Here is a 20,174-nt window from a genome sequence, read left to right as displayed (position 1 = left end):
AGTCGGTGACGGTCACGTCGCCGGCGCGACGGTGAATCACCAGGCTGGCTAGAGCCAGCCCGGCGCCGATCTCCAGGATGCGTTTGCCGGCGATGGCGTGGCTGTCCATGGCCAGGGCGAGCACCCGGGCCGAGGGCCAGACCTGGCCGAACAGGGGCCAGCCTGATTCACCCATGCCGTTGCTGGGGTCCGTGTCGAGTGCGGGAGCGTACTGCTGGTTGTCGAGCAGCGAGCAGATGGCGTAGTCCCAGCCTGCGATGGTGATGGTCTGGTGTTTGACCTGATAGCCGGGCATGCTGCCTCCTGGGGCGTGGTGCGGTGAATCACTGTGGATCGACCAGGCACAGCACTTCGAGAGAAGCGGCATGCGGGATGGATGACCTACAAGCTACCACGGCTGTGCCCTGAGGCGCAGGTCTACAATAAGAATTTCACCGGGGGTGCCGCCTGCGAACGCGCAGAAGGCGGCTGAGAAATACCCCTCTCACCTGATCTGGGTTGTGCCAGCGTAGGGAGCGTGACAAACCAGCCGCCCTTGTGGGTTGCCGTCTGGGTTACACGCTTCACGCAGGCGTTGTGACAAGGCGGTTTCCATGCAACGGCGGTTTCTTTTTTCTGTGATCTTGTCCAGCGTATGTCTGGCCTCAGCCGCCGGGGCTCAGACAGCGGCTCTGCGCGTGCTCACCCATGGCTCGTTCGATCTGCCCAAAGAACAGCTGGCGCAGTTCGAACGGGACGCTGGCGTGAAGCTGCAGATCATCAAGGCGGGTGACGCTGGCGAGATGGTCAACAAGCTCATCCTCACCCGCGCCAAGCCGATCGCCGATGTGGTGTTCGGCATTGACAACACGCTTTTGCCACGTGCCAAGGCCGCTGGCGTGCTGGACGCTTACACCGGCCCGGCTTCAAGCCGCGCGTCCGTGGTGGCGCTGGCCGAGGGCGTGGTGCCGGTCGATTACGGCTACGTGAACCTCAACATCGACAAGGCCTGGTTTACCCAGCGCGGCCTCGCCTTGCCCACTTCGCTGGCCGACCTCACGAAGCCGGCTTTCGCCAAGCTGCTTGTGGTGCAGAACCCCGCCACTTCCAGCCCGGGTCAGGCGTTTCTGCTGGCCACCATTGCCGGCCTGGGTGAGCCCGCTGCGTTCGACTGGTGGGCAAAGATGCGCCGCAATGGCGTGAAGGTGGTCAAGGGCTGGAGCGAGGCCTACTACACCGAGTTCACCCGCAACGGCGGCACACGCCCCATCGTCGTGAGCTACGCCAGCAGCCCGGCTGCCGAAGTGTTCTACAGCAAGGACAAGATCACCGAGTCGCCCACCGCCAACCTGTTTCTCCAGGGCGGGGTGTACCGGCAGGTGGAGGGCGTGGCATTGATCAAGGGCGCGCCTGCTGCCCCGCGCGAAGCGGCCGGGCGCTTCATCGAATTTCTGCGCTCGGCGCCGGTGCAGCAATCGCTGCAGACCACGATGTGGATGTTCCCGGCCGAGGCCGGTGCGCCACGCGTGGACGTGATGCAGCAATACGCGACCGAGCCCGCCGCGTTTGACGCCTTGTCCGCCCCGATCACCGAGCAGCAGGCCAAGGCCTGGCTGCGGCGCTGGACCCAAGTTGTGCTGAAGTGATCGCTTCGCGCCGGGGCGATCGGCTGCCCCGCCGGTTGGCGATCCTGCCGCTGGGCTTCCTGGCGTTGCTGCTGGTGGCGCCGGTGCTGCGGCTGCTGGCCGAAGGTTTTGGCTCAGGCGATCTTGCAGGCGATGCGCCGCTGCGCTGGCTGGCGCCGTGGCAGGACGACTACCTGCGCTGGCGCGTGCTCTGGACCCTGGCACAGGCGGCGATCACCTGCGTGCTGGCACTGCTGATCGGCCTGCCGGTGGCCTGGGTACTGGCGCGGCTGGAGTTTGCTGGGCGCTCTATGCTGTTGCGCCTGCTGATGCTGCCTTTTGTGGTGCCTACGTTGGTGGCCGCGCTGGGTGTGCTCGCACTATGGGGGCCGCGCGGCTGGCTGGGCGAACCGCTGGCCCAGACAGGCTTGAGTCTGGATGAAACGCCGTGGCTGCTGCTCTACGGCAACCTGTTTTTCAACCTGTGCCTGGTGGTGCGCGCCGGTGTCGACGCGCTGGAGCAGGTGAGTTCGGCGCGCGTGGCCGCTGCGCGCACGCTGGGCGCTACGCCCTGGCGCGCCTTCTGGCGCGTGGAGTGGCCAGCCATTGCGCCCTGGATGGCCTCGGCCTTGTCCCTGGTGTTTCTGTACTGTTTCTCTGGGTTTGGCCTGGCGCTGATCCTGGGCGGTCAAAGATATGCCACGGTCGAGGTGGAGATTTACACCTTGGTGGCCCATCAGCTGGAACTGGGGCAGGCGGGTGTGCTCGCGGTGTGGATGCTGGGCATGACCGGCGCGGTGGCGCTCGCTTACGCCTGGCTGGAAAAGCGCCTGGCCGCGCCTGGGCGTGTCACGCCCATGGCGCGGTCCCGCCCTCGCAGTGCGGCCCAGTGGCTGGCGGTGTTGGCGGCGGTTGGTGTGTTGCTGCTGGTGTGCGCCGCGCCGTTGCTCGCCATCCTGCTGCAGGCGGTGCGCGCGCTGCTGCTGGGGCAGGGCGCCGAGGTGCTGCTTCAGCCCGAGACGCTGGTCGCCTTGTGGAACACCCTGCGCTTCTCCGCTATGGCCCTGCTGCTGGCCACCGGACTGGGGCTGAGCCACGCCCTGGCCGTGCGGGCCTTCGACACGGCGGCGATCGCCCGCGGCGCGAACGCGGCGCGAGGTGCTTGGGCACTGGTGTGGCGCGCGGCGGCCTACCTGCCGTTTGTGGCCTCGCCTGTCACCGTGGCCTTCGGCCTGCTGCTGCTCTACCCGGGCTGGACCGCCAGTCTGGCCTTGCTGATCGGTGCCTATGCCTTGCTGGCATACCCGTTCGTGGCGAAATCGCTGGCCGCTGCACTCGACAATCTGCCCGCCAGCTACGCCCAGGCAGCGGCCACACTGGGTGCGAGACCATGGCGCGTGTGGTGGCGGGTCACCCTGCCGTTGACCGCCCGTGCACTGCGGCGTGGCATGGCCTTTGCTGCGGCCACGGCGCTGGGCGAGTTCGCGGTCACGCTGTTTCTGTCGCGACCGGAGTGGACAACACTCACCACACTCATCTACCAGCACCTAGGCCGTCCGGGGGCGGCCAATCTGGACGCGGCGCTGGTACTCGCCTGCATGCTGATGGCGCTGGCCTTAATGGCGTTCACCCTGATCGAAGGGCCTGAGCGATCCGCTGCCGAGGACAATCGACGCCATGCTTGAACTGCGCGACATCGCCAAACAGTGGGACCACCGCCCGCTGCTCGCCGGCGTGAACCTGCGCGTGGCCGCCGGTGAGACGGTGGCCTTGCTCGGCGCGTCTGGCAGCGGCAAGAGCACCTTGCTGAAAATCGTGGCCGGGCTGGAAGCACCGGAGGCGGGTAGCGTGTGGTTCGAAGGCCAGGACATCACCGACCTGCCGCCCGAGCGGCGTGGCTTTGCGCTCATGTTTCAAGACTTCGCCCTGTTTCCCCACCTGAATGTGCGGGACAACGTGGCCTTTGGCCTGATTGAGCAGGGAGTGCCTCGGCGCACCGCGCGGGAACAGGCGACGGTGATGCTGGAGCGCCTGGGCCTGGGGCAGCACACCGAAGCGCGTGTGTGGACGCTCTCGGGCGGTGAGCAGCAGCGCGTGGCGCTGGCGCGCGCCCTCATCACCCGGCCGCGCGCACTGCTGCTGGACGAGCCGTTTTCTGCGCTGGACGCGGCCTTGCGCGAGCAGTTGCGATCCGAGTTTCGCGATCGCATCCAGGCCGCCGGCATGGCGGCGATCCTCGTCACCCACGATGAGCAGGAAGCTCGCGCCATGGCGCAGCACGCCTGGGGCCTGCAAGGCACCCGGCTGGTGTCGCTCTGGTGAGGTGGCGGGCGCGCGTTGCCCGCTGGCACAATGGATCCGCCTCGATCTGACGGCGCATCGCCATCATGGGAGTTGTCACATGGGCTGGTTTTCCAAAAGCACCGACGGGTTTTTCCTCAGCACCACCACGCCGGCTGGCATCGAGCTGAGCCAGTATCTGGGCGTGGTCAACGGCGAGGCCATCATCGGCGCCAACATCTTTCGCGACATGTTCTCTTCGGTCCGCGATGTGGTCGGTGGCCGCGCTGGCGGCTATGAACGTGCGCTATCGGGTGCTCGTGATGCAGCGCTTGAGGACCTGATCGAAACGGCCAAGGGGCTGGGCGCCAACGGCGTGATTGGCATCGACTTCGACTACGAGGTGCTGGGGGAAACCAACGGCATGATGATGGTCGCAGTGAGCGGCACGGCGATCAAAATCGGCTGATCCCGCACGCATTCCTACCTGCTTTTTTTTCCCTTCCATGGACGCCTACATCCTCATTGGCAACGCCAACACCCGCAAGACCTCTGTCGTGCGCAGCCTCACCGGCTGCTTCAATCGCAGCGTGCGCGACATCCAGCTGCAGTCCGACAAGCGACCCGTGCGCTTTTACGCCCGCGTCGGCGCGCTGCAAAACACGCGCACCACGCTGGACGAATTTGTGCAAGAGGTGGTGCGCGCTCGTTGTGATGCGGTGCTGTTCTGCCTGTCACCCAACGCCAACGCTACCGACCTGGTCGAATATCCCGATGCGCAAACCTATGTGAACGGTTTGCGCGAACGTGGCTGGCGCATCAAGGCGGTGGCAGTGCTGGGCCAGGATGGCGGTGGCGTGCGCGCCACCAACCTGCGCCAGCACACCCAGGCCCCGACGGCGCCGATCAACGCAACGGCACGGGATGTGCGCGCGCAGTTTGGTTGGGTCTGAGGGCCAGCGCAGCCGCTCAGCCGCTCACCAGTTGCTGGCCCAGCAAGGCTAGACCAAAGCCGCACACCGCACCCAAGGGCGGGAACCAGTGGTTGCGCATGTGGGACATGGGCGCGATGTCCTGAAAGATTAGGTAGAGGATGGCGCCCGCCGCGGCGATCATGATCGCGCCCAGCACCTCGGTCTGTGCCGACAGGAAATGCCAGCCGAGTGCCGCTAGTGCCGGTCCGAGTGCGACGAGCAGCAGCATCTGCAACAGCACCGTGCGGGGCTTGTGCTCACCAGACGTCACCCGCTCCAGATAGGCGTTGAAACCCTCGGGCAGGTTCTGCAGGCCAATGAGCACGGCCAGCAGCGGCGCGGAGGCCGCACCCGCTGCAAACATACCGCCCAGCGCCAGCGACTCGGGCACGTAGTCGAGCAAGGTCGCCGCTAGCTGAGGAGACTCGCGGCGGCTGGCGCCCAAGTGGCGCTCCAGCGCAAAGCAGGCTGCGCCACCGGCCACAAAAAGTGCAGCAACCGTCAGCGGCTCCTGCACACGTTGCATGCCCTCGGGCAGCAGCACCAGCGAGACCGCGGCGATCAGGATGCCGCCGCCCAAGGCCACCACGAAGTGACGCACCTCCCCGTTCAACCATTTCCTGCGCCGGTGAGCCAGCAGCGCCAGCAAGCCCCCGAAGGGGATGCAAGCCGCTGCTGCAGCAGTCGCCAGCAAGGCCTGGGTCAGCGGATTCATTACCATGCGGTGGTCAGCCGCCGCTGCGCAGTGACTTGAGCAGCTTCAGACCCCCGCGGCCATTGACCTCCTGCCCCAGCTTCTGTTGCTCGACGCGGATCGCGGCACGGCTGCGCTCGCCCAGCATGCCGTCGACCTCGCCGATGTCGTGGCCGCGCAGGATCAACAGGCCCTGCAGCTCTCGGCGTTCGGCGCGCGAAATGCCGGGGTCGTCGGTCGGCCAGGGGGTGACAAACGGGCCGCCACCGCGCAGGCGGTCGCTGAGGTGGGCGATGGCCAGTCCGTAGCTCTCAGCTGCGTTGTAGCTGTAGAGCGCGTCAAAATTTCGAAAGACCAGGAAGGCCGGTCCTGTGGCGCCCGCGGGCGTGAGCAGGCCCGCGGAGCCGGCGTCGGCTGGCAGGGCTGAGCCGTCCACCTGCTTCAAGCCTCGCGCGTTCCATTCGCTGATGGCGCGTTTGCTGCGCCGGCCTTCACCGCTGGTGTTGAACCCTTCAGGCAGCTTCACCTCCACGCCCCAGGCCTGTCCTGTTCGCCAGCCGGCCTTGGCCAGGAAGTTGGCGGTGGACGCCAATGCGTCGGTGGCGTTGTCCATCAGGTCGGCGCGGCCGTCACCGTCAAAATCCACCGCCAGCCGCTCGAAGGTGCTGGGCATGAACTGTGTGTGGCCAAATGCGCCGGCCCAGGAGCCAACCAAGCGCTCGGGCGCGATGTCGCCCTTTTGCAGGATGCGCATGGCCGCAAACAGCTCACCCCGGAAATAGGCCTGGCGGCGCCCGAAGCACGACAGCGTGCCCAGAGCCTGCATCAGCGGGTACTTGCCAAAGGTCTGACCAAAGTTACTCTCCACGCCCCAGACCGCGACCACTGTGGCCGGATCCACGCCAAAGCGCTGCTCCACTCGCTGGAGCGTGTCGGCGTGTCGGGCCAGCAAGGCCTGGCCTTCCTGCACACGCTCCTCGTCTACCAGGCCGGCGAGGTAGTCCCAGATGGCGGTGCGGAACTCGGGCTGAAAATTGAGCTTTTCGATCACGCTCATGTCGGGCGCCAGATCCTGGGTGAGGCGTTCGTAGGTGGCCGTCGAAACGCCCGCACTGCGCGCAGCGCCCTGAAGACCCGCGATGCATTGGGTGAATTCGGGGGATTCGGGCGCAGTGGTCTGCGCAAAGGCAGGCAGACAAGCAAGGGCGGCGGTCAGGAAGAGAGTGTGTTTTGACATCGGCATCGGAAAAAATCGATCAAGGTCGCGACGCGGCTGATGCCTGAGCGCGTGATTGAACCCAGCACACACCATGGAGCTGGCTTGGCCAGGCCCCAGGTGCTTCCCATATGGGGCGAGGACGTGAAGCGGCGCAGGGGGATCAAACCTTCCATGTGCTTCCATGCTCTGGCACCAGTGCCTGCCAGTGCAACTCGTGCTCGATGCGGTACCGCAGGCGGTCAGCCGCTTCCAGGTCACCATGCGTCACGAACACGCGGTGCGGCGCAGATGGCATGGCCTGCAGCCAGGCCATGAGCTGGTTGCTGTCTGCGTGAGCCGAGGCTGAGGTCAGTTGCACGACCTCAGCACGCACTGGCACGTCCTGCCCAAAAATGCGCAACTGCGTGGCCCCGCCCGCCAGCGACGCGCCACGCGTGCCGGGCGCCTGGTAGCCCGTCAGCACGATCAGGTTGCGGTGGTCGCCGAGATATTGAATCAGGTGGTGCAAGATGCGCCCGCCCGTGGCCATGCCGCTGGCTGAAAGGATGACCTTGGGGCCGTGCTGCAAGGCGATGGCCTTGGATTCGTCGACCGTGCGGGTCATCTTCGCCACGCTGTCCATGGCATGGCATTGCGAAGCATTGAGGCGGTGCTCGCCCATGTGTTTCAGATACAGCTCAGTGGTGTTGATGGCCATGGGGCTGTCCAGATACACGGGCAAGTCGCGCGGCAGGTCGCCATGTGACTTGAGCTCCGCAATGGCATGCAGCAATGCCTGAGCACGGCCGACCGCAAACGCCGGCACCACAGCGGCACCGCCACGTGCGGCGCAGGCTTTGAGCGCCGGGCCGAGTTCGGCGAAGACATCCTCATCCGGATGCACACGATCACCGTACGTGGATTCGCAAATCACAGCATCCGCCGCCGGCGGTGCGTCGGGGGCTTTCATCACGGCGTCGTCTGGTCTGCCGAGGTCGCCTGAGAACAGGATGCGCCGTCCACCCACTTCCAGCAGCAGGCTGGCCGCACCCAGGATGTGACCTGCGCCACTGAAATGCGCGATCCAGCCAGGAATGGGCTCGAAGGCCTGACCGATGTCGGCGGTGCGAAACAGCTTGAGGCTCTTCACCGCATCGGCCTCGGTGTAGAGCGGCAGCGCCGGCGCATGTTTGGAGGAGCCGTGGCGGTTGGCGAAATCGGCGTCGGCCTCCTGGATGTGCCCGCTGTCGGGCAGGAGGATCTGCGCCAGGTCGCGCGTGGCCGGTGTGGCCCAGACCTTGCCCCGGAAGCCTTCCTTGGCCAACAGGGGCAGGTAGCCACTGTGGTCGAGGTGGGCGTGCGTCAGGAGCACGGCGTGAATCTGTTTCGGTATGACTGGCAGGGGGTCGCGGTTGCGCAAGCGCAGCTGCTTGTAGCCCTGGAACAGCCCGCAGTCGACCAGCAGGCTGTGGCCGTCGTGTTCGACCAGGTACTTGGAGCCGGTGACGGTGCCCGCAGCACCGAGGAAACGAAGGGTGACACTCATACAATTTATCTTACTCGCGACCTCTGCCTCGGAAGCTGATATGCCGCAAGGTGTGTGCTAGCCTCCGGAACGCAGCAGCAGCGCCGGATTGAGCTGCATCTGGCGCAGCAGGTAGCGCGCCCCCAGGCCCAGGCTGATCGCGCTGACCAGCAGCGCGGTGAGTGCGCCGCTCCAGTACAGACCGATCGGGTCCATTTCCAGGCGCCAGCGCAGCAGGCCGGTGGCCAATGCGCTGCCGGCCACAATGGCAAACAGCGAAGTCACCGCCGCGAGCAGCGCGTATTCCCAAACCAGCACCCGCTGCAACAGCGAGTGGCGCGCGCCCAGCGCGTGCATCACGGTGGCGTCGAACACCTGGCGGCTGCGGCTGGCGGCCACCACGCTGCCCAGCACCAGCAAGCTGGCCGCCAGACAGACCAGTGCCACGACCGCCAGCCCGCTGCTGGCGCGCGTCATCAAGGCGCGTGTTTCGCGCAGCAGCGACTCGGTGCGCACGGTGGCGATATTGGGTGCCACCGCCGCCAGCCGGTCTTGCGCCGCGAGTGTCTCGGCTGCGGGAAGGTAGGCCGCACCCACGTGGCGGGTGATGAAGGGCTCCAGCACACCTTCGCTGAAGATGGCCTCCAGCCACAGGCGCGACTGCATGCGGCGCTGGCTGTAGATGGCGGCGAGCGTGGCTTCCACTGGCGTGCCCAAAATGTCGAATCGCAGGCGATCGCCCACCTGTAGGCCAAGCTGGTCGGCTTCGCGGTCTTCCATCGCCACCAGCGGCTCGCCGCTGTAGTTTTCGGGCCACCAGGCACCGCGGTCGATGATCACGTCGTCAAAATTGCCGGCCCGGTTGCTCAGCTTGTGCTCGTCGCGGGCTTCGCGCGCACGCTCACCATCCCCGCTTTCGCGCAGCGCCTCGCCATTCACCGCCGCCAGGCGACCCAGCACCAGCGGCGCGGTGCGCACCTGCTGCAAGCCGGGCGAGGCGGCCAGGGTGTCTTTCAGCAGCGTGATCTGCTCGGTCTGCACGTCGTAGAACACCAGCGCTGGCGCATTGGCGGGCACGGTGTCGTTGACCGTGCGCAGCAAGGTCGTCACCACCAGCGTGCACGCCACCAGCAGGGTCAGCGCCGAGCCCAGCGAGAGCAGGGCCGGGCGCAGCGGCGATGCGGGTTGCTGCAGATTGGCCAGCGCGAGTTGCAGCGCCAGCGGTGGCGACCAGCTGTTGCCCGCTTGCAGCCGCCGCGCCAACAAACGCAGGCCGCGCGTGACGAGGTCGAGCAGACCCAGCAGCAGCGCGGTGGCGAGCACAAAGGCGAGGCCGAAGCGCGGATCGGGCAGCGTGATCACCAGCAGGCTCACCACAAGTCCTGCCACCGCCGCGGTGAGCCACCAGGCGCGACGCGGTATGTGCAGCGCCTCGGCATCCACACCACGAAACAGCGCGGCCGGGGTGACCGACAGCGCCCGCCCCAGCGCGGGCAGGGCAAACGCCACGGCGGTCAGCACGCCAAAGGCCAGGGCGACCAGCGATGACTGCCACAGCCCGCTTAGCAGCAGGCCGATGGGCAGGCGTTCCGCGGTGGCCAGTGCGCCAGCAAGGGCCAGCGCGTTGCCCAGCAACACCCCAGCGCCGCTGGCCAGCAGCGCCAGCATCACGATTTGCAGCAGCACCATGGCGGCCAGCCGGCGGTCTCGCATGCCCAGCGCGCGCAAGGTGGCCAGCGAGGTCAGCTTGCCTTGCAGGTAGGCCTGCACGCTGTTGAACACACCCAGCCCACCAATGAACAAGGCCGAGAAACCGATCAGCAGCAGACCCGAGCCGATCTGCCCCAGCACCTCGGCCATGCGCTCACTGCGCTCGTCAAAGGTGTCGACCTCGGTATCCAGCGCGGGAAAGGCGGCGGTGAACGCGTCGCGCCAGGCGCTCGCAGGCTGGTCGGTGCGCACCCGGTAGCGGTAGTCGATGCGGCTCAGCGGCTGCACCAGGCCGGTGGCCATCAGCGCACCCTCGGCCACCAGCACCGGGGCACCGCCCCAGTCGGCGCGCAGGCTGCGGTCGGGTTGCCGGGTGATGAGGGCGCGCACGGTCAGGCTCAGGTCGCCCACGTCCACCACGTCGTTCACGGCGATGCCCATGCGCTCGGCCAGGGTCGCGTCCAGCGCGACGCCCCAGGTGTCGTCTTGCAGGGCCAGCATGGTGTCCAGCGAGCCCGCTGGCGCCAGCGTGACCTCGCCATAAAGCGGGTAGGCCGCATCGGTGCTTTGCAGCTCGATGAGCTGGGCGCGACCGTCTGCACTGCGCAACATGGTGCGCAGCTCGATCAGCCGCGAGACGGTGGCGGCGCCCTGGTCTGGCGCCTGCATCCAGGCCAGCACCCCGGGCGCCAGCGGCTGCGCGGACTCCACCTCCACATCACCACCAAACAGCAGTCGCGCGTCGGCCCGTAACGCGTCGGCCACCTGACGGTAGAGGCCGCCGCCAGCGGCGACCAGCGACACGCCCAGCACCAGGCAGGCAACAAAAATCCACAGGTGGCGGCCGCTGGCGCGCAGATCGCGCCAGGCCAGGCTAAGCAGGAAGCGCATCGCGGGTCACCGTTGCAGGCGTTGCGGGCGTTTCGTGCAGTTGTCCGTCGTGCAGGCGCAGCACGCGGTCGCAGCGGGCGGCGAAGTCAAGGTCGTGCGTGACCAGCACCAAGGTGGTGCCGAGCTCGCGGTTGAGTTCAAACAACAGCTCGCGCACCGACTCGGCTGTGTGGTCGTCGAGGTTGCCGGTGGGCTCGTCGGCCAGCAGCAGGCGCGGCCGGTGCACCAGCGCGCGCGCAATGGCCACCCGCTGTTGCTCGCCGCCGGAGAGCTGGCTGGGCAGGTGATCGAGCCGCCCCCCCAAGCCCACGCGATCCAGCATGGCGGTGGCCAGCGTGCGCGCATCGCGCCGCCCCGCCATCTGCAGCGGCAAGGCCGCGTTGTCCAGCGCACTCAGCGAGGGCAGCAGGTGAAAGCTCTGAAACACGATGCCGATACGCTCGCGACGAAGATCGGCCAGGCCATCGGCATCCAGCTTGCCCAGGTCCACGCCATCCACCAGCACCTGGCCGCTGCTCGGCCGCTCCAGGCCGGAGAGCAACAACAGCAACGAGGTCTTGCCAGAGCCCGATGGGCCGGCGATGGCCACGCGCGTGCCGGCGGCGATGGTGATGTTCACCTCGCGCAGCACCTCCACCCGGCTGTTCGCCAGGGGGTAGGACATGCTGAGCTGGCGGGTTTCGATGAAGTTGGAAGCTGCTGGGGGCATCGGGTGGGGAGGGGAGAGGTGAAAGGACTCGGATGTCGGAGGGCTGACGGGCGTCAAGGTTCCCATCATGTCGGGAGTGTCCATACACGGCCACCGCCCACGGCGTGCAGCGACTGCCCGGCGCGTGGCGTCACCACGTGGCCGCCGGTGAACGCACCGAAGGCGGGTAGGGTGGCCTGCTGGCCATCGTTCACGAAGCAGGGCAGCCTCAGCCGGTCGCGCCCCGGGCCGCTCACGTGCACCACGGGATGGTCATGGCCGGCGAGTACGAAGTGTGTCGGGTGGGCCTGCGGGTGGTGGCAGCAGGCGAACGGGCCGAGCAACCAGGGTTGGTCGACCACCTCGATGCAGGCTTCGGCTGGCGGGTCACCTGCTCGGTCATCGTGGTTGCCGCGCACCAGGGTCATGGCGACTTGGGCGTGGTGTGCGCGCCAGGCTGTGACCGCGTGCAGCAGGTGTGATGTGCGGCCTGAGGCGGCGTGCAGAAAATCACCAAGTAACACGATGTGTTTCGCCTGGTGCCGCGCAATCAGGTCGGTGAGGCGCGAGAGGTTGTCTTGTGTGCTGCCGCTGGGGACGGGCTGACCCAAGGCGCGGTAGCTGGCGGCTTTGCCGAGGTGCAGGTCGGCGATGAAGAGGGTCTCTTCTGCCGGCCACCAGAGCGCTGGGTCTGGGAGGAGATGCAGGGTTTGCTTGGCCCATTCGGCTACTGCGTGAGTCTTGGTTGGTTGGTCCATGCGATTGGAGCTTAGTTTTTTTGCTTTGGCCTTGTGGGTTTGGTGTTGTCGCCCGCCGGGGCGAGACCCGACCTGCCCAGCAAGAGCAGCCCCAACGTCAAAGAAATCAAAGCCGCGGCAAGGGCCGAGCACCCCGCTGCCTGCGACGCGAACCAGACCCATCCGCCAACGCACCCCTTCCGTGCCCCAAGGTGAGCCGAACGCCCTCAGCATCCATAGCATCAGACGCGCCACCACCCGCCGCCTTCTCCAACTGCGCCAGCATGCGCGCAATGCGATCCGCCACCTGTTCGTTGCTGAGCTTCTCGCGCAGCCGCTCGATCATGAGCGGAAATGCAAACGGGGTGGGGCGCACCAGGGGCTTGAGCACCATGGTCTGCGCAGCCATGCGCGCCAGGCTTTGCCGCAGGCGGCCGATTTCGAGCTCTTGTGACAGCAGCTCGGCCTTGGCCTGCAGCAGCAGGCGATTGGCAGGGTCGTACTGGCGAAACACTTCCCAATAGAGCGACGACGAAGCCTGCAGTTGTTTGCTGCTGCGTTGCTCACCCGGGTGACTTTGGAAGATGAGGCCGGCCACGCGCGCGATTTCGCGAAAGCGCCGCTGCGCGAGTTCGCTGGCGTTGAGGCTGTCCAGCACCTCCTGCAGCAGCGTGGCTTCGTCGGACGCGGGCGCGAGAACCGTCTGCAACAAGTTGGGCCAGTCGACGGCGTCGGCGCACAGCAGCTCAAAGCCGTAGTCGTTGACCGCCATGGAAAAGGTCTTGGGTGAATGTCGCGCCACGCGCCAGGCCAGCAGGCTGGCCAGGCCCAGGTGCACATGGCGGCCGGCGAAGGGGTAAAGAAACAGATGCGTGCCCTCGCGCGAGCTCAGCAACTCGGCCACCAGGGTCTGGGTGGAGGGCAGAGACGACCATTCGCGTTGCACATTTAGTATGGCTTGCGCCGCCTGCAGCTCCGGGCTGCTGGTGTCGCCCAGGGCCGCGCGCTCGAGCTGCATGACCACGGCGTCGGCCAGCGTGGTGGACAGCGGCATGCGGCCGCCGTTCCAGCGCGGGACCGCCGGGCGCCGGCCGCTGGCGCGCTTGACCCACGCCGTCATGTCCTGCACGCGCACCAGTTCCAGCAAGCGCCCGCCAAACAGGAAACAGTCTTTCGGCTTGAGCCGCGCGGCAAAACTTTCTTCCACCGTGCCCAGTTTGGCGCCGCCCAGGTATTGCACGATCATGCTGGCGTCGCTCACGATGGTGCCGATGTTGGCGCGGTGGCGCCTCGCCAGCCGCACATCGGGCACGCGCCAGACGCCTTGCTCATCGGGGCGCACGCGGTGGTAGTCGGGGTAGGCGGTGAGCGAACTGCCACCGTGCGACACAAAGTCCAGGCACCACTGCCAGGCTTCAGTGGACAGACCGGCGTAGGCGGCGGTGCTGCGTACCTCTTGGTACAGCTCGTCGGGCACAAAGCCACCGCCGAGCGCCACCGTCACCAGGTGTTGCACCAGCACATCCAGCGGTTGATCGGGTACTTCGCGCGCTTCGATCTGACCCGCCTGTACGGCAGCGCGCGCGGCGGCACCCTCGATCAACTCCAGGCTGTGCGTGGGCACGATGCTCACGCGCGAGGGTCGGCCCGGCGCATGGCCAGACCGCCCGGCGCGCTGCAACAGACGCGCCACGCCTTTGGGCGATCCGATCTGCAGCACCCGCTCGACCGGTAAAAAGTCAACACCCAGGTCCAAGCTGCTGGTGCAGACCACCGCGCGCAGGGCGCCCCCCTTCAGGCTGGTCTCCACCCATTCCCGCGCTGCGCGGTCCAGCGAGCCGTGGTGCAGCGCGATCTCGCCGGCCCAGTCGGGACGCGCGTCCAGCAGCGCCTGGTACCAGAGCTCGGCCTGTGCGCGCGTGTTGGTGAAGACCAGAGTGCTGCCGCTGCGGGCCAGCTCGTCGACCACCTGCGGCAGCATCGCCAGGCCCAGGTGACCGGCCCAGGGAAAGCGCTCGGCGCGTGGCGGCAGCAGGGTGTCGATCACCAGCTGCTTCTCCGTTTTGCCTTGCACGAGCTCACCCGCGTTGCCAGGGCCGAGCAGCGTGTGCAGGGCCTGGTCCAGGTTACCGAGCGTGGCCGACATACCCCAGACCACGAGGTTCGGATTCCAGCGCTTCAGGCGCGCCACCGCGAGCTGCACCTGCACGCCGCGCTTGTTACCCATGAGCTCGTGCCACTCGTCCACCACCACCAGAGCGACGCGCCCCAGCGTTGCGGGCGAGTCGGCGCGCGAGAGCAGCAGACTCAGGCTCTCGGGCGTGGTCACCAGCACGCTGGGCAGGCGCCGGGTTTGCGCCGCGCGCTCGCTGCTGCTGGTGTCGCCGCTGCGAGCGCCAGCCGTCCAGCTGGGCGCCAGATCCGGCAAGGGCTCTTGGAGCGCCCGCAAGGTGTCGGCGGCAAGCGCGCGCATGGGCGTGAGCCAGATGACGGTGAGGCCTTGGGGGCTTGTCGCCTTGCCGCTTCTGGGTGCGCTGGCCAAGGCCTGCAGCGCACCAAGCCACACCGCGTAGGTCTTGCCGCTGCCGGTGCTGGCGTGCAGCAGACCGCTCTGACCGCGCTGCATCGCGCGCCAGACCTGGCGCTGAAATGCAAACGGCTTCCAGCCGCGCTGCGCCATCCAGACGGGGGCGTTGGGACGGGTCATGCGGATGAACCCGGTAGCAGCGCCGCCAGCGTCTGCAGCGTGTCGGCTTCTTCCACCGGCTTGTCTTCGCGCCAGCGCAGCATGCGCGGAAATCGGACCGCGATGCCGCTCTTGTGGCGCGGGCTGCGCGAGATGCCTTCGAAGCCCAGTTCAAACACCAGCGTGGGCCGCACGCTGCGCACCGGACCAAAGCTCTCCACTGTGGTCTGGCGGATCACCGCGTCCACCTTGGCCATCTCGGCGTCGGTCAGGCCCGAGTAGGCCTTGGCGAAGGGCACCAGCTTGCGATCAGCTGCATCGGCAGGCGCGTCCCAGACCGCAAAGGTGTAGTCGCTGTAGACGCTGGCCCGACGGCCATGGCCGCGCTGCGCGTAGATCAGCACTGCGTCCGCGCTCATCGGGTCGATCTTCCATTTCCACCAGGTGCCCGCCGCCTTGGTGCGGCCCACGCCGTAGCGGCTGTCGCGCTGCTTGAGCATGAAGCCTTCGGTGCCGCGCTCGCGCGCCTGCTCGCGCAAGCTGGCGAGCTCGCGCCAGCCAGTGCCACTGACCGATGCGCTGATGGGCAGCTGCGGGTGGTTCAGCGAGGACAGCAGCGCGTCCAGTGCCGTGCGGCGCTCGTGCAGCGGGTGTTCCCGCCAGTCCTGGCCGCCGTGTTCGAGCAGGTCGTAGCTGAGCAGGACCACCGGCAGCTCGCGCAGCAGTTTGGGCCCGGTGGTTTTGCGGCCGATGCGCTTTTGCAGATCGGCAAAGGGCTGAGGCTGATCGTCGCGCCACACCAGGATTTCGCCGTCGAGCACCGTGCCGTCGGGCAGCGCCTCGCCGGCGGAGACCAGCTCGGGAAAACGATCGGTCACCAGCTCTTCGCCGCGCGACCACAGCCACACCTGGCCTGCGCGCTTGACCAGCTGGGCGCGGATGCCGTCCCATTTCCACTCGATCTGCCAGTCAGCCGGCGGCCCCAGCAGTTGATCAAACCGCTCCACGGATTCGTTGAAGGGATGGGCCAGGAAAAACGGATAGGGCTGTCCGCTTTGGGCGGGTGATGATTCGGCGGCGGACTCTGGCGCAATCAGCGTGCGGAAATCGTCAGCCGTGGGATGCCGGCCAGTGGCGGTGTAGCCCATGAGGCGCTGCGCCACGCGCTTGGCATCAACGCCGGCCACCGCGGCCAGCGCCTGCGTCACCTGCAGCCGCGACACGCCCACGCGAAAGCCGCCGGTGATAAGCTTGAAATACACAAAGCGCTGGTCATCGGGCAACACGGCCCACTGCGCGCGCAGGGTTTGGGCCTGTGTCTCGGGTGGTTGGCCCCGCAGAGGCAGCAGGTGTTGCACCAGCCACTCGGCCAGGCCCCGCTCCACCGGGTTGCGGGCCGGCGGCAGCAGCAGCGAGACCGTCTCAGCCAGGTCACCCACGGTCTGGTAACTCTCTTCGAACAGCCACTCTGGCAGCCCCGTCAGTTCACGCGCCAGCTCGCGCAGCTGGCGCGTGGGCACGGTCTGGCGTGGCTTGCCACCCGCCAGAAAATACACCGCCCAGGCCGCGTCCACCGCGGGGGCATCCTGCAGGTAGCGTTGCAGCGCAGCCTGCTTTTCGCGCGTGGCGGTGGACGCGTCGAGCCCTCGGTAGAGCAGGGCGAAGCGCTTCATGCAGGCGGTTCCTCGCCCACGTCTTGGGGGAGCTGGTCCGCCGCGTCTTCATTGCCGTACTCGGTCTCGAAGGCCTGCGCGTCCAACCCCTGTTCGGTGAGGTAGCGCACCAGCACCGGCACGCTGCCGTGCGTGACGCGGATGTGCTCGGCGCCGGTGCCGGCGATGGCGCTCATGAGGCCCGGCCAGTCGGCATGGTCGGACATGACGAAGCCTCGGTCCACGCCGCGCCGGCGCCGCGTGCCGCGCACCTGCATCCAGCCGCTGGCAAACGCGTCCACCGCATCGGCACCGAAGCGCTTTATCCACGGCGTGCCCTGGGTCGAGGGCGGTGCGATTACCAGCGCGCGTTGCAGTTGCCCCTTGTCGAGCTCGGTCACGCGGTGGGTGGCGGGCAGGCGCACACCAGCGGCTGCGTACACCGCGTTCAGCGGCTCGACCGCGCCGTGCACCACGATGGGCCCGATGCGCGCGTCCACGCCGTGCAGCAGGCGCTGCGCCTTGCCAAAGGCATAGGCCAGCAGGACCGAGGCGCGGCCCTCATCGGCGTTGCGCTGCCACCAGGCGTTGATCTCGGCGAACAGCACCGGCTGTGTGGGCCAGCGGTAGATTGGCAGGCCGAAGGTGGATTCGGTGATGAAGGTGTCGCAACGCACCGGCTCAAACGGCGCACAAGTGCCGTCGGCCTCGGTCTTGTAGTCACCCGAGGCGACCCAGACCCGACCGCCGTGTTCCAGCCGCACCTGCGCCGAGCCCAGCACATGGCCGGCCGGGTACAGCGAGAGTCGCACACCGTGGTGCTCGACTACCTCGCCGTAGTCCAGCGTCTGCAGCGCGATGTCGGCGCTCAGACGCTGGCGCAGCGTGCCCTCGCTGAGCGTGTGCGCTAGGTAGTGCGCATGGCCCCAGCGCGCGTGGTCGGAATGGCCGTGCGTGATAACGGCGCGGTCCACCGGCCGCCAGGGGTCGATGTAGAAGTCGCCCGCCGGGCAGTAGAGGCCTTCGGGGCGGGCGACGATGAGGTCTTGGCTGGGCGTGGCCATGAATGCCATGAGTGTGCCGCAGCGTGGCGGCCGCTCAGGCGCGCAGGGTCTTGCGCGCGGGCGACAACATCTCCGCGGTGAGGCCGCAAGCCGCGATGTGCGCAGGCAGCGGCCAACCACGCGCTAGCGCCGCGCAGGCTTCGCCCATGGCCGCGCTGGTCTGGATGCCGTAGCCGCCTTGCGCCGCGCACCAGAAGAAGCCCGGCGCGTGGGCATCGAAGCCGCCCACCAGATCGCCATCGGCCACGAAGGAGCGCAGGCCCGCCCAGGTGTGGCTGGGCCGAACGGGCAGTGTGGTCCAGGTTTCCAGCGCGTGCATCGCCAGCGCAATGTCCAGCTCTTCGGGTTGCACGTCTTGCGGGTGGGTCACGTCTTCGTTCACGGGCGAGGCCAGCAGCGCGCCCGCGTCGGGCTTGAAATACACGCTCTCGTCCGCCGTCAACACCAGCGGCCAGCCGCGCGTGTCCATGCCCGACGGCGCCGCAAAGGTGAGGGCGCTGCGCCGTTTGGGCACCAGGCCAATGGGCGCAACACCCGCGAGCCCCGCCACCACGTCGCACCAGGCACCTGCGGCGTTGATCAGCACCGGCGCCTGGTAAATCTCTCCGCTGGCGGTGCGCACTTGCCATTGGTCGCCAACACGCTCGATGGCCACCACGTCGGCGTGGGTCACCAGTTCGCCACCCGCCCGCTTGTAGCCGCGGAGATAGCCCTGGTGGATGGCGTTCACGTCCATGTCGAAACTCTCAGGCTCCAGAATGGCCGCGCGCACCTCTTCCGACCGTAGCGCAGGCACCAGCGAGCAGGCCTGCTCGCTGGTCAGCCACTGGCCGCTGTGCGAGGTTTGCTGCAGCACCGCCCAGGCTTCTTCCAACGCCGGCAACTCATCCTGTCCCGCCACGGTGAGCAGACCGCGCGGCTGCAACAAGGGCGCGTCGGCAAAACCTGCAGGCGGCTGTAGGAAAAACGGCTCGCTGGCGCGCGACAGCGCACGCACCTGTGGCGGGCCATAGCTGGCAATGAACTGTGCGGCGGACCGGCCAGTGCTGTGGTAACCCGGCTGGGACTCGCGCTCCAGCATCAGACAGCGGCCGTGGGAGCTCAGGAAATAGCCGGTGGAGGCGCCGGCGATGCCGGCACCGAGGATGAGGAAGTCGAGATGTGAGGTAACCATGCGAGCGATGGTACGGCCACCGTCAGCGTCGTCGAGTTGGCCAAGCGCCTGAAAAAAGGGCGGCCCATCGAGGCGCCCTGATCAGCGGTGGCTGCATGTGCGGCGGGGCTTGGCGCTGGTCCTGCAGCGCAGAGTGCAGGACGCAGCGATCACCGCGATCTCAGGAGAAAAAGCTCTTCGCCTTCTCGAACCACCCTTGGTCGTTCGGGCTGTGCTTGTTGCCGCCCTTCTTGAACGAGTCGTCAAGCTCCTTCAACAGCTTGCGCTGGTGTTCGGTGAGCTTGACCGGGGTCTCCACAGCGACGTGGCAATACAGGTCGCCGGGGTAACTGCTGCGCACGCCTTTGATGCCCTTGCCACGCAACCGGAACGTCTTACCGCTTTGGGTGCCTTCGGGCAGGTCGATAGTGGCCTTGCCTTGCAGCGTGGGCACGTCGATCTCGCCGCCGAGCGAGGCGGTGGTCATGGGCACGGGCACCTGGCAGTGCAGGTCATCACCCTCGCGCTCAAAGATGTCGTGCTTGCGCAGGCGGATCTCAATGTAGAGATCGCCGGATGGCCCGCCGTTCTGGCCTGGCTCGCCGTTGCCGCTGGAGCGGATGCGCTGGCCATCGTCGATACCGGCGGGGATCTTGATTTCCAGCGTTTTCTGCTTCTTGATCTTGCCCTGGCCGGCACAGGCGATGCAAGGCTCGGGCACGATCTTGCCGCTGCCGTGGCAGTGGGGGCAGTTTTGCTGCACGCTGAAGAAGCCCTGGCGCATCTGCACCACGCCCTGGCCATGGCAGGTCGAGCAGGTCTTGACGCTGGTGCCGGGTTTGGCGCCGGTACCCTTGCAGATGTCGCAGTTGTCCCAGGAGGGGATCCGGATCTGGCTTTCTTTGCCGGCAGCCGCTTCCTCAAGGTCGATCTCCATCGCATAGGACAGGTCGGCGCCCCGGAAGACCTGGCGCCCGCCGCGCTGTCCGCCCCGCTGACCACCAAAGATGTCACCAAAGATGTCGCCGAACGCGCCCGAGAAGCCCTCGAAGCCTTCGGGCCCGCCAGCGCCGCCGCGCATGTTGGGATCGACACCGGCGTGGCCGTACTGGTCGTAGGCCGCCTTTTTCTGCGGATCCGACAGCATCTCGTAGGCCTCTTTGGCCTCTTTGAACCGTTCTTCGGCGGCCCTGGCGGCATCACCCTGGTTGCGGTCCGGGTGGTGCTTCATCGCGAGTTTGCGATACGCCTTTTTGACCTCTTCGTCCGATGCGTTCTTGGGAACGCCCAACACTTCATAAAAATCGCGTTTTGCCAT

Annotated in this window: 16 protein-coding genes, 1 pseudogene and 1 riboswitch; of the genes and pseudogenes, 5 read left to right on the top strand and 12 right to left on the bottom strand. The window is 67.3% G+C overall.

Going from position 1 to position 20,174, the window contains the following annotated elements:
- A pseudogene (locus tag GPT34_RS14080) lies at positions 1 to 295 on the bottom strand (SAM-dependent methyltransferase); the annotation flags it as partial.
- 131 nt (positions 296 to 426) lie between these two features.
- Positions 427 to 533: riboswitch (TPP riboswitch) on the top strand.
- An 84-nt stretch (positions 534 to 617) separates the two neighbouring features.
- On the opposite strand from GPT34_RS14080, the gene GPT34_RS14075 reads away from it, so the two are divergent.
- From GPT34_RS14075 to GPT34_RS14055, 5 genes are all read left to right on the top strand, one after another.
- A complete protein-coding gene (locus GPT34_RS14075) occupies positions 618 to 1,625 on the top strand; it encodes a thiamine ABC transporter substrate-binding protein (protein ID WP_291013660.1) in 1,008 nt (335 codons plus the stop codon).
- Positions 1,622 to 3,289: an iron ABC transporter permease gene (locus tag GPT34_RS14070; protein WP_291013654.1), complete on the top strand. Its 1,668-nt coding sequence runs from the start codon at positions 1,622 to 1,624 to the stop codon at positions 3,287 to 3,289. Before GPT34_RS14075 ends, GPT34_RS14070 begins: the two co-directional genes overlap by 4 nt.
- A complete protein-coding gene (locus GPT34_RS14065; RefSeq protein WP_291013652.1) occupies positions 3,282 to 3,926 on the top strand; it encodes an ABC transporter ATP-binding protein in 645 nt (214 codons plus the stop codon). The genes GPT34_RS14070 and GPT34_RS14065 overlap by 8 nt, the downstream gene beginning before the upstream one ends.
- Positions 3,927 to 4,005: 79 nt before the next feature.
- Positions 4,006 to 4,353 carry a heavy metal-binding domain-containing protein gene (locus GPT34_RS14060; protein WP_291013650.1) on the top strand — a complete coding sequence of 116 codons (348 nt, stop codon included), beginning with the start codon at positions 4,006 to 4,008 and terminating at the stop codon, positions 4,351 to 4,353.
- Positions 4,354 to 4,390: 37 nt separating this feature from the next.
- A complete protein-coding gene (locus GPT34_RS14055) occupies positions 4,391 to 4,837 on the top strand; it encodes a hypothetical protein (RefSeq protein WP_291013648.1) in 447 nt (148 codons plus the stop codon).
- A 16-nt stretch (positions 4,838 to 4,853) separates the two neighbouring features.
- Here the strand turns inward: GPT34_RS14055 and GPT34_RS14050 are convergent, their stop codons facing one another.
- The 11 genes from GPT34_RS14050 to dnaJ form a co-directional block, all read right to left on the bottom strand.
- Positions 4,854 to 5,573 carry a hypothetical protein gene (locus tag GPT34_RS14050; RefSeq protein WP_291013646.1) on the bottom strand — a complete coding sequence of 240 codons (720 nt, stop codon included), beginning with the start codon at positions 5,571 to 5,573 and terminating at the stop codon, positions 4,854 to 4,856.
- A gap of 13 nt (positions 5,574 to 5,586) precedes the next feature.
- Entirely contained in the window at positions 5,587 to 6,789 is a 1,203-nt protein-coding gene (locus tag GPT34_RS14045) for a lytic murein transglycosylase (protein ID WP_291013644.1), read from the bottom strand.
- Positions 6,790 to 6,931: 142 nt separating this feature from the next.
- Entirely contained in the window at positions 6,932 to 8,296 is a 1,365-nt protein-coding gene (locus tag GPT34_RS14040) for an MBL fold metallo-hydrolase (RefSeq protein WP_291013642.1), read from the bottom strand.
- Positions 8,297 to 8,353: 57 nt separating this feature from the next.
- A complete protein-coding gene (locus tag GPT34_RS14035; RefSeq protein WP_291013640.1) occupies positions 8,354 to 10,876 on the bottom strand; it encodes an FtsX-like permease family protein in 2,523 nt (840 codons plus the stop codon).
- A complete protein-coding gene (locus GPT34_RS14030; RefSeq protein WP_291013638.1) occupies positions 10,860 to 11,585 on the bottom strand; it encodes an ABC transporter ATP-binding protein in 726 nt (241 codons plus the stop codon). The genes GPT34_RS14035 and GPT34_RS14030 overlap by 17 nt, the downstream gene beginning before the upstream one ends.
- A gap of 65 nt (positions 11,586 to 11,650) precedes the next feature.
- Positions 11,651 to 12,322 (bottom strand): ligase-associated DNA damage response endonuclease PdeM, encoded by a 672-nt coding sequence (pdeM, locus tag GPT34_RS14025; protein ID WP_291013635.1) that lies wholly within the window; start codon positions 12,320 to 12,322, stop codon positions 11,651 to 11,653.
- A 106-nt stretch (positions 12,323 to 12,428) separates the two neighbouring features.
- The gene (locus GPT34_RS14020) at positions 12,429 to 15,008 is read right to left on the bottom strand and encodes a ligase-associated DNA damage response DEXH box helicase (protein ID WP_291013632.1); all 2,580 of its coding nucleotides are present in this window, start codon (positions 15,006 to 15,008) and stop codon (positions 12,429 to 12,431) included.
- Positions 15,005 to 16,660, bottom strand: a complete 1,656-nt coding sequence (locus GPT34_RS14015; RefSeq protein WP_291013629.1) for an ATP-dependent DNA ligase — start codon at positions 16,658 to 16,660, stop codon at positions 15,005 to 15,007. Before GPT34_RS14015 ends, GPT34_RS14020 begins: the two co-directional genes overlap by 4 nt.
- Positions 16,657 to 17,703, bottom strand: a complete 1,047-nt coding sequence (locus GPT34_RS14010) for a ligase-associated DNA damage response exonuclease (protein WP_291013626.1) — start codon at positions 17,701 to 17,703, stop codon at positions 16,657 to 16,659. Before GPT34_RS14010 ends, GPT34_RS14015 begins: the two co-directional genes overlap by 4 nt.
- 34 nt (positions 17,704 to 17,737) lie before the next feature.
- Positions 17,738 to 18,877: an FAD-dependent oxidoreductase gene (locus tag GPT34_RS14005; protein ID WP_291013623.1), complete on the bottom strand. Its 1,140-nt coding sequence runs from the start codon at positions 18,875 to 18,877 to the stop codon at positions 17,738 to 17,740.
- A 160-nt stretch (positions 18,878 to 19,037) separates the two neighbouring features.
- Positions 19,038 to 20,174, bottom strand: coding sequence for a molecular chaperone DnaJ (gene dnaJ, locus GPT34_RS14000; protein ID WP_291013620.1), 1,137 nt, complete (start codon positions 20,172 to 20,174; stop codon positions 19,038 to 19,040).

Origin of the sequence: Hydrogenophaga sp. (genome assembly GCF_011390835.1) — a bacterium.
Lineage (GTDB): Bacteria > Pseudomonadota > Gammaproteobacteria > Burkholderiales > Burkholderiaceae_C > Hydrogenophaga.
This window is presented reverse-complemented; position numbering and strand designations above follow the sequence as displayed.

Coding starts and splice junctions, on each gene's coding strand:
- GPT34_RS14065 (WP_291013652.1), top strand. CDS start 3,282: ATGCTTGAACTGCGCGACATCGCCAAACAGTGGGACCACCGCCCGCTG.
- GPT34_RS14060 (WP_291013650.1), top strand. CDS start 4,006: ATGGGCTGGTTTTCCAAAAGCACCGACGGGTTTTTCCTCAGCACCACC.
- GPT34_RS14055 (WP_291013648.1), top strand. CDS start 4,391: ATGGACGCCTACATCCTCATTGGCAACGCCAACACCCGCAAGACCTCT.
- GPT34_RS14050 (WP_291013646.1), bottom strand. CDS start 5,573: ATGAATCCGCTGACCCAGGCCTTGCTGGCGACTGCTGCAGCAGCGGCT.
- GPT34_RS14045 (WP_291013644.1), bottom strand. CDS start 6,789: ATGTCAAAACACACTCTCTTCCTGACCGCCGCCCTTGCTTGTCTGCCT.
- GPT34_RS14040 (WP_291013642.1), bottom strand. CDS start 8,296: ATGAGTGTCACCCTTCGTTTCCTCGGTGCTGCGGGCACCGTCACCGGC.
- GPT34_RS14035 (WP_291013640.1), bottom strand. CDS start 10,876: ATGCGCTTCCTGCTTAGCCTGGCCTGGCGCGATCTGCGCGCCAGCGGC.
- GPT34_RS14030 (WP_291013638.1), bottom strand. CDS start 11,585: ATGCCCCCAGCAGCTTCCAACTTCATCGAAACCCGCCAGCTCAGCATG.
- pdeM (WP_291013635.1), bottom strand. CDS start 12,322: ATGGACCAACCAACCAAGACTCACGCAGTAGCCGAATGGGCCAAGCAA.
- GPT34_RS14020 (WP_291013632.1), bottom strand. CDS start 15,008: ATGACCCGTCCCAACGCCCCCGTCTGGATGGCGCAGCGCGGCTGGAAG.
- GPT34_RS14015 (WP_291013629.1), bottom strand. CDS start 16,660: ATGAAGCGCTTCGCCCTGCTCTACCGAGGGCTCGACGCGTCCACCGCC.
- GPT34_RS14010 (WP_291013626.1), bottom strand. CDS start 17,703: ATGGCCACGCCCAGCCAAGACCTCATCGTCGCCCGCCCCGAAGGCCTC.
- GPT34_RS14005 (WP_291013623.1), bottom strand. CDS start 18,877: ATGGTTACCTCACATCTCGACTTCCTCATCCTCGGTGCCGGCATCGCC.
- dnaJ (WP_291013620.1), bottom strand. CDS start 20,174: ATGGCAAAACGCGATTTTTATGAAGTGTTGGGCGTTCCCAAGAACGCA.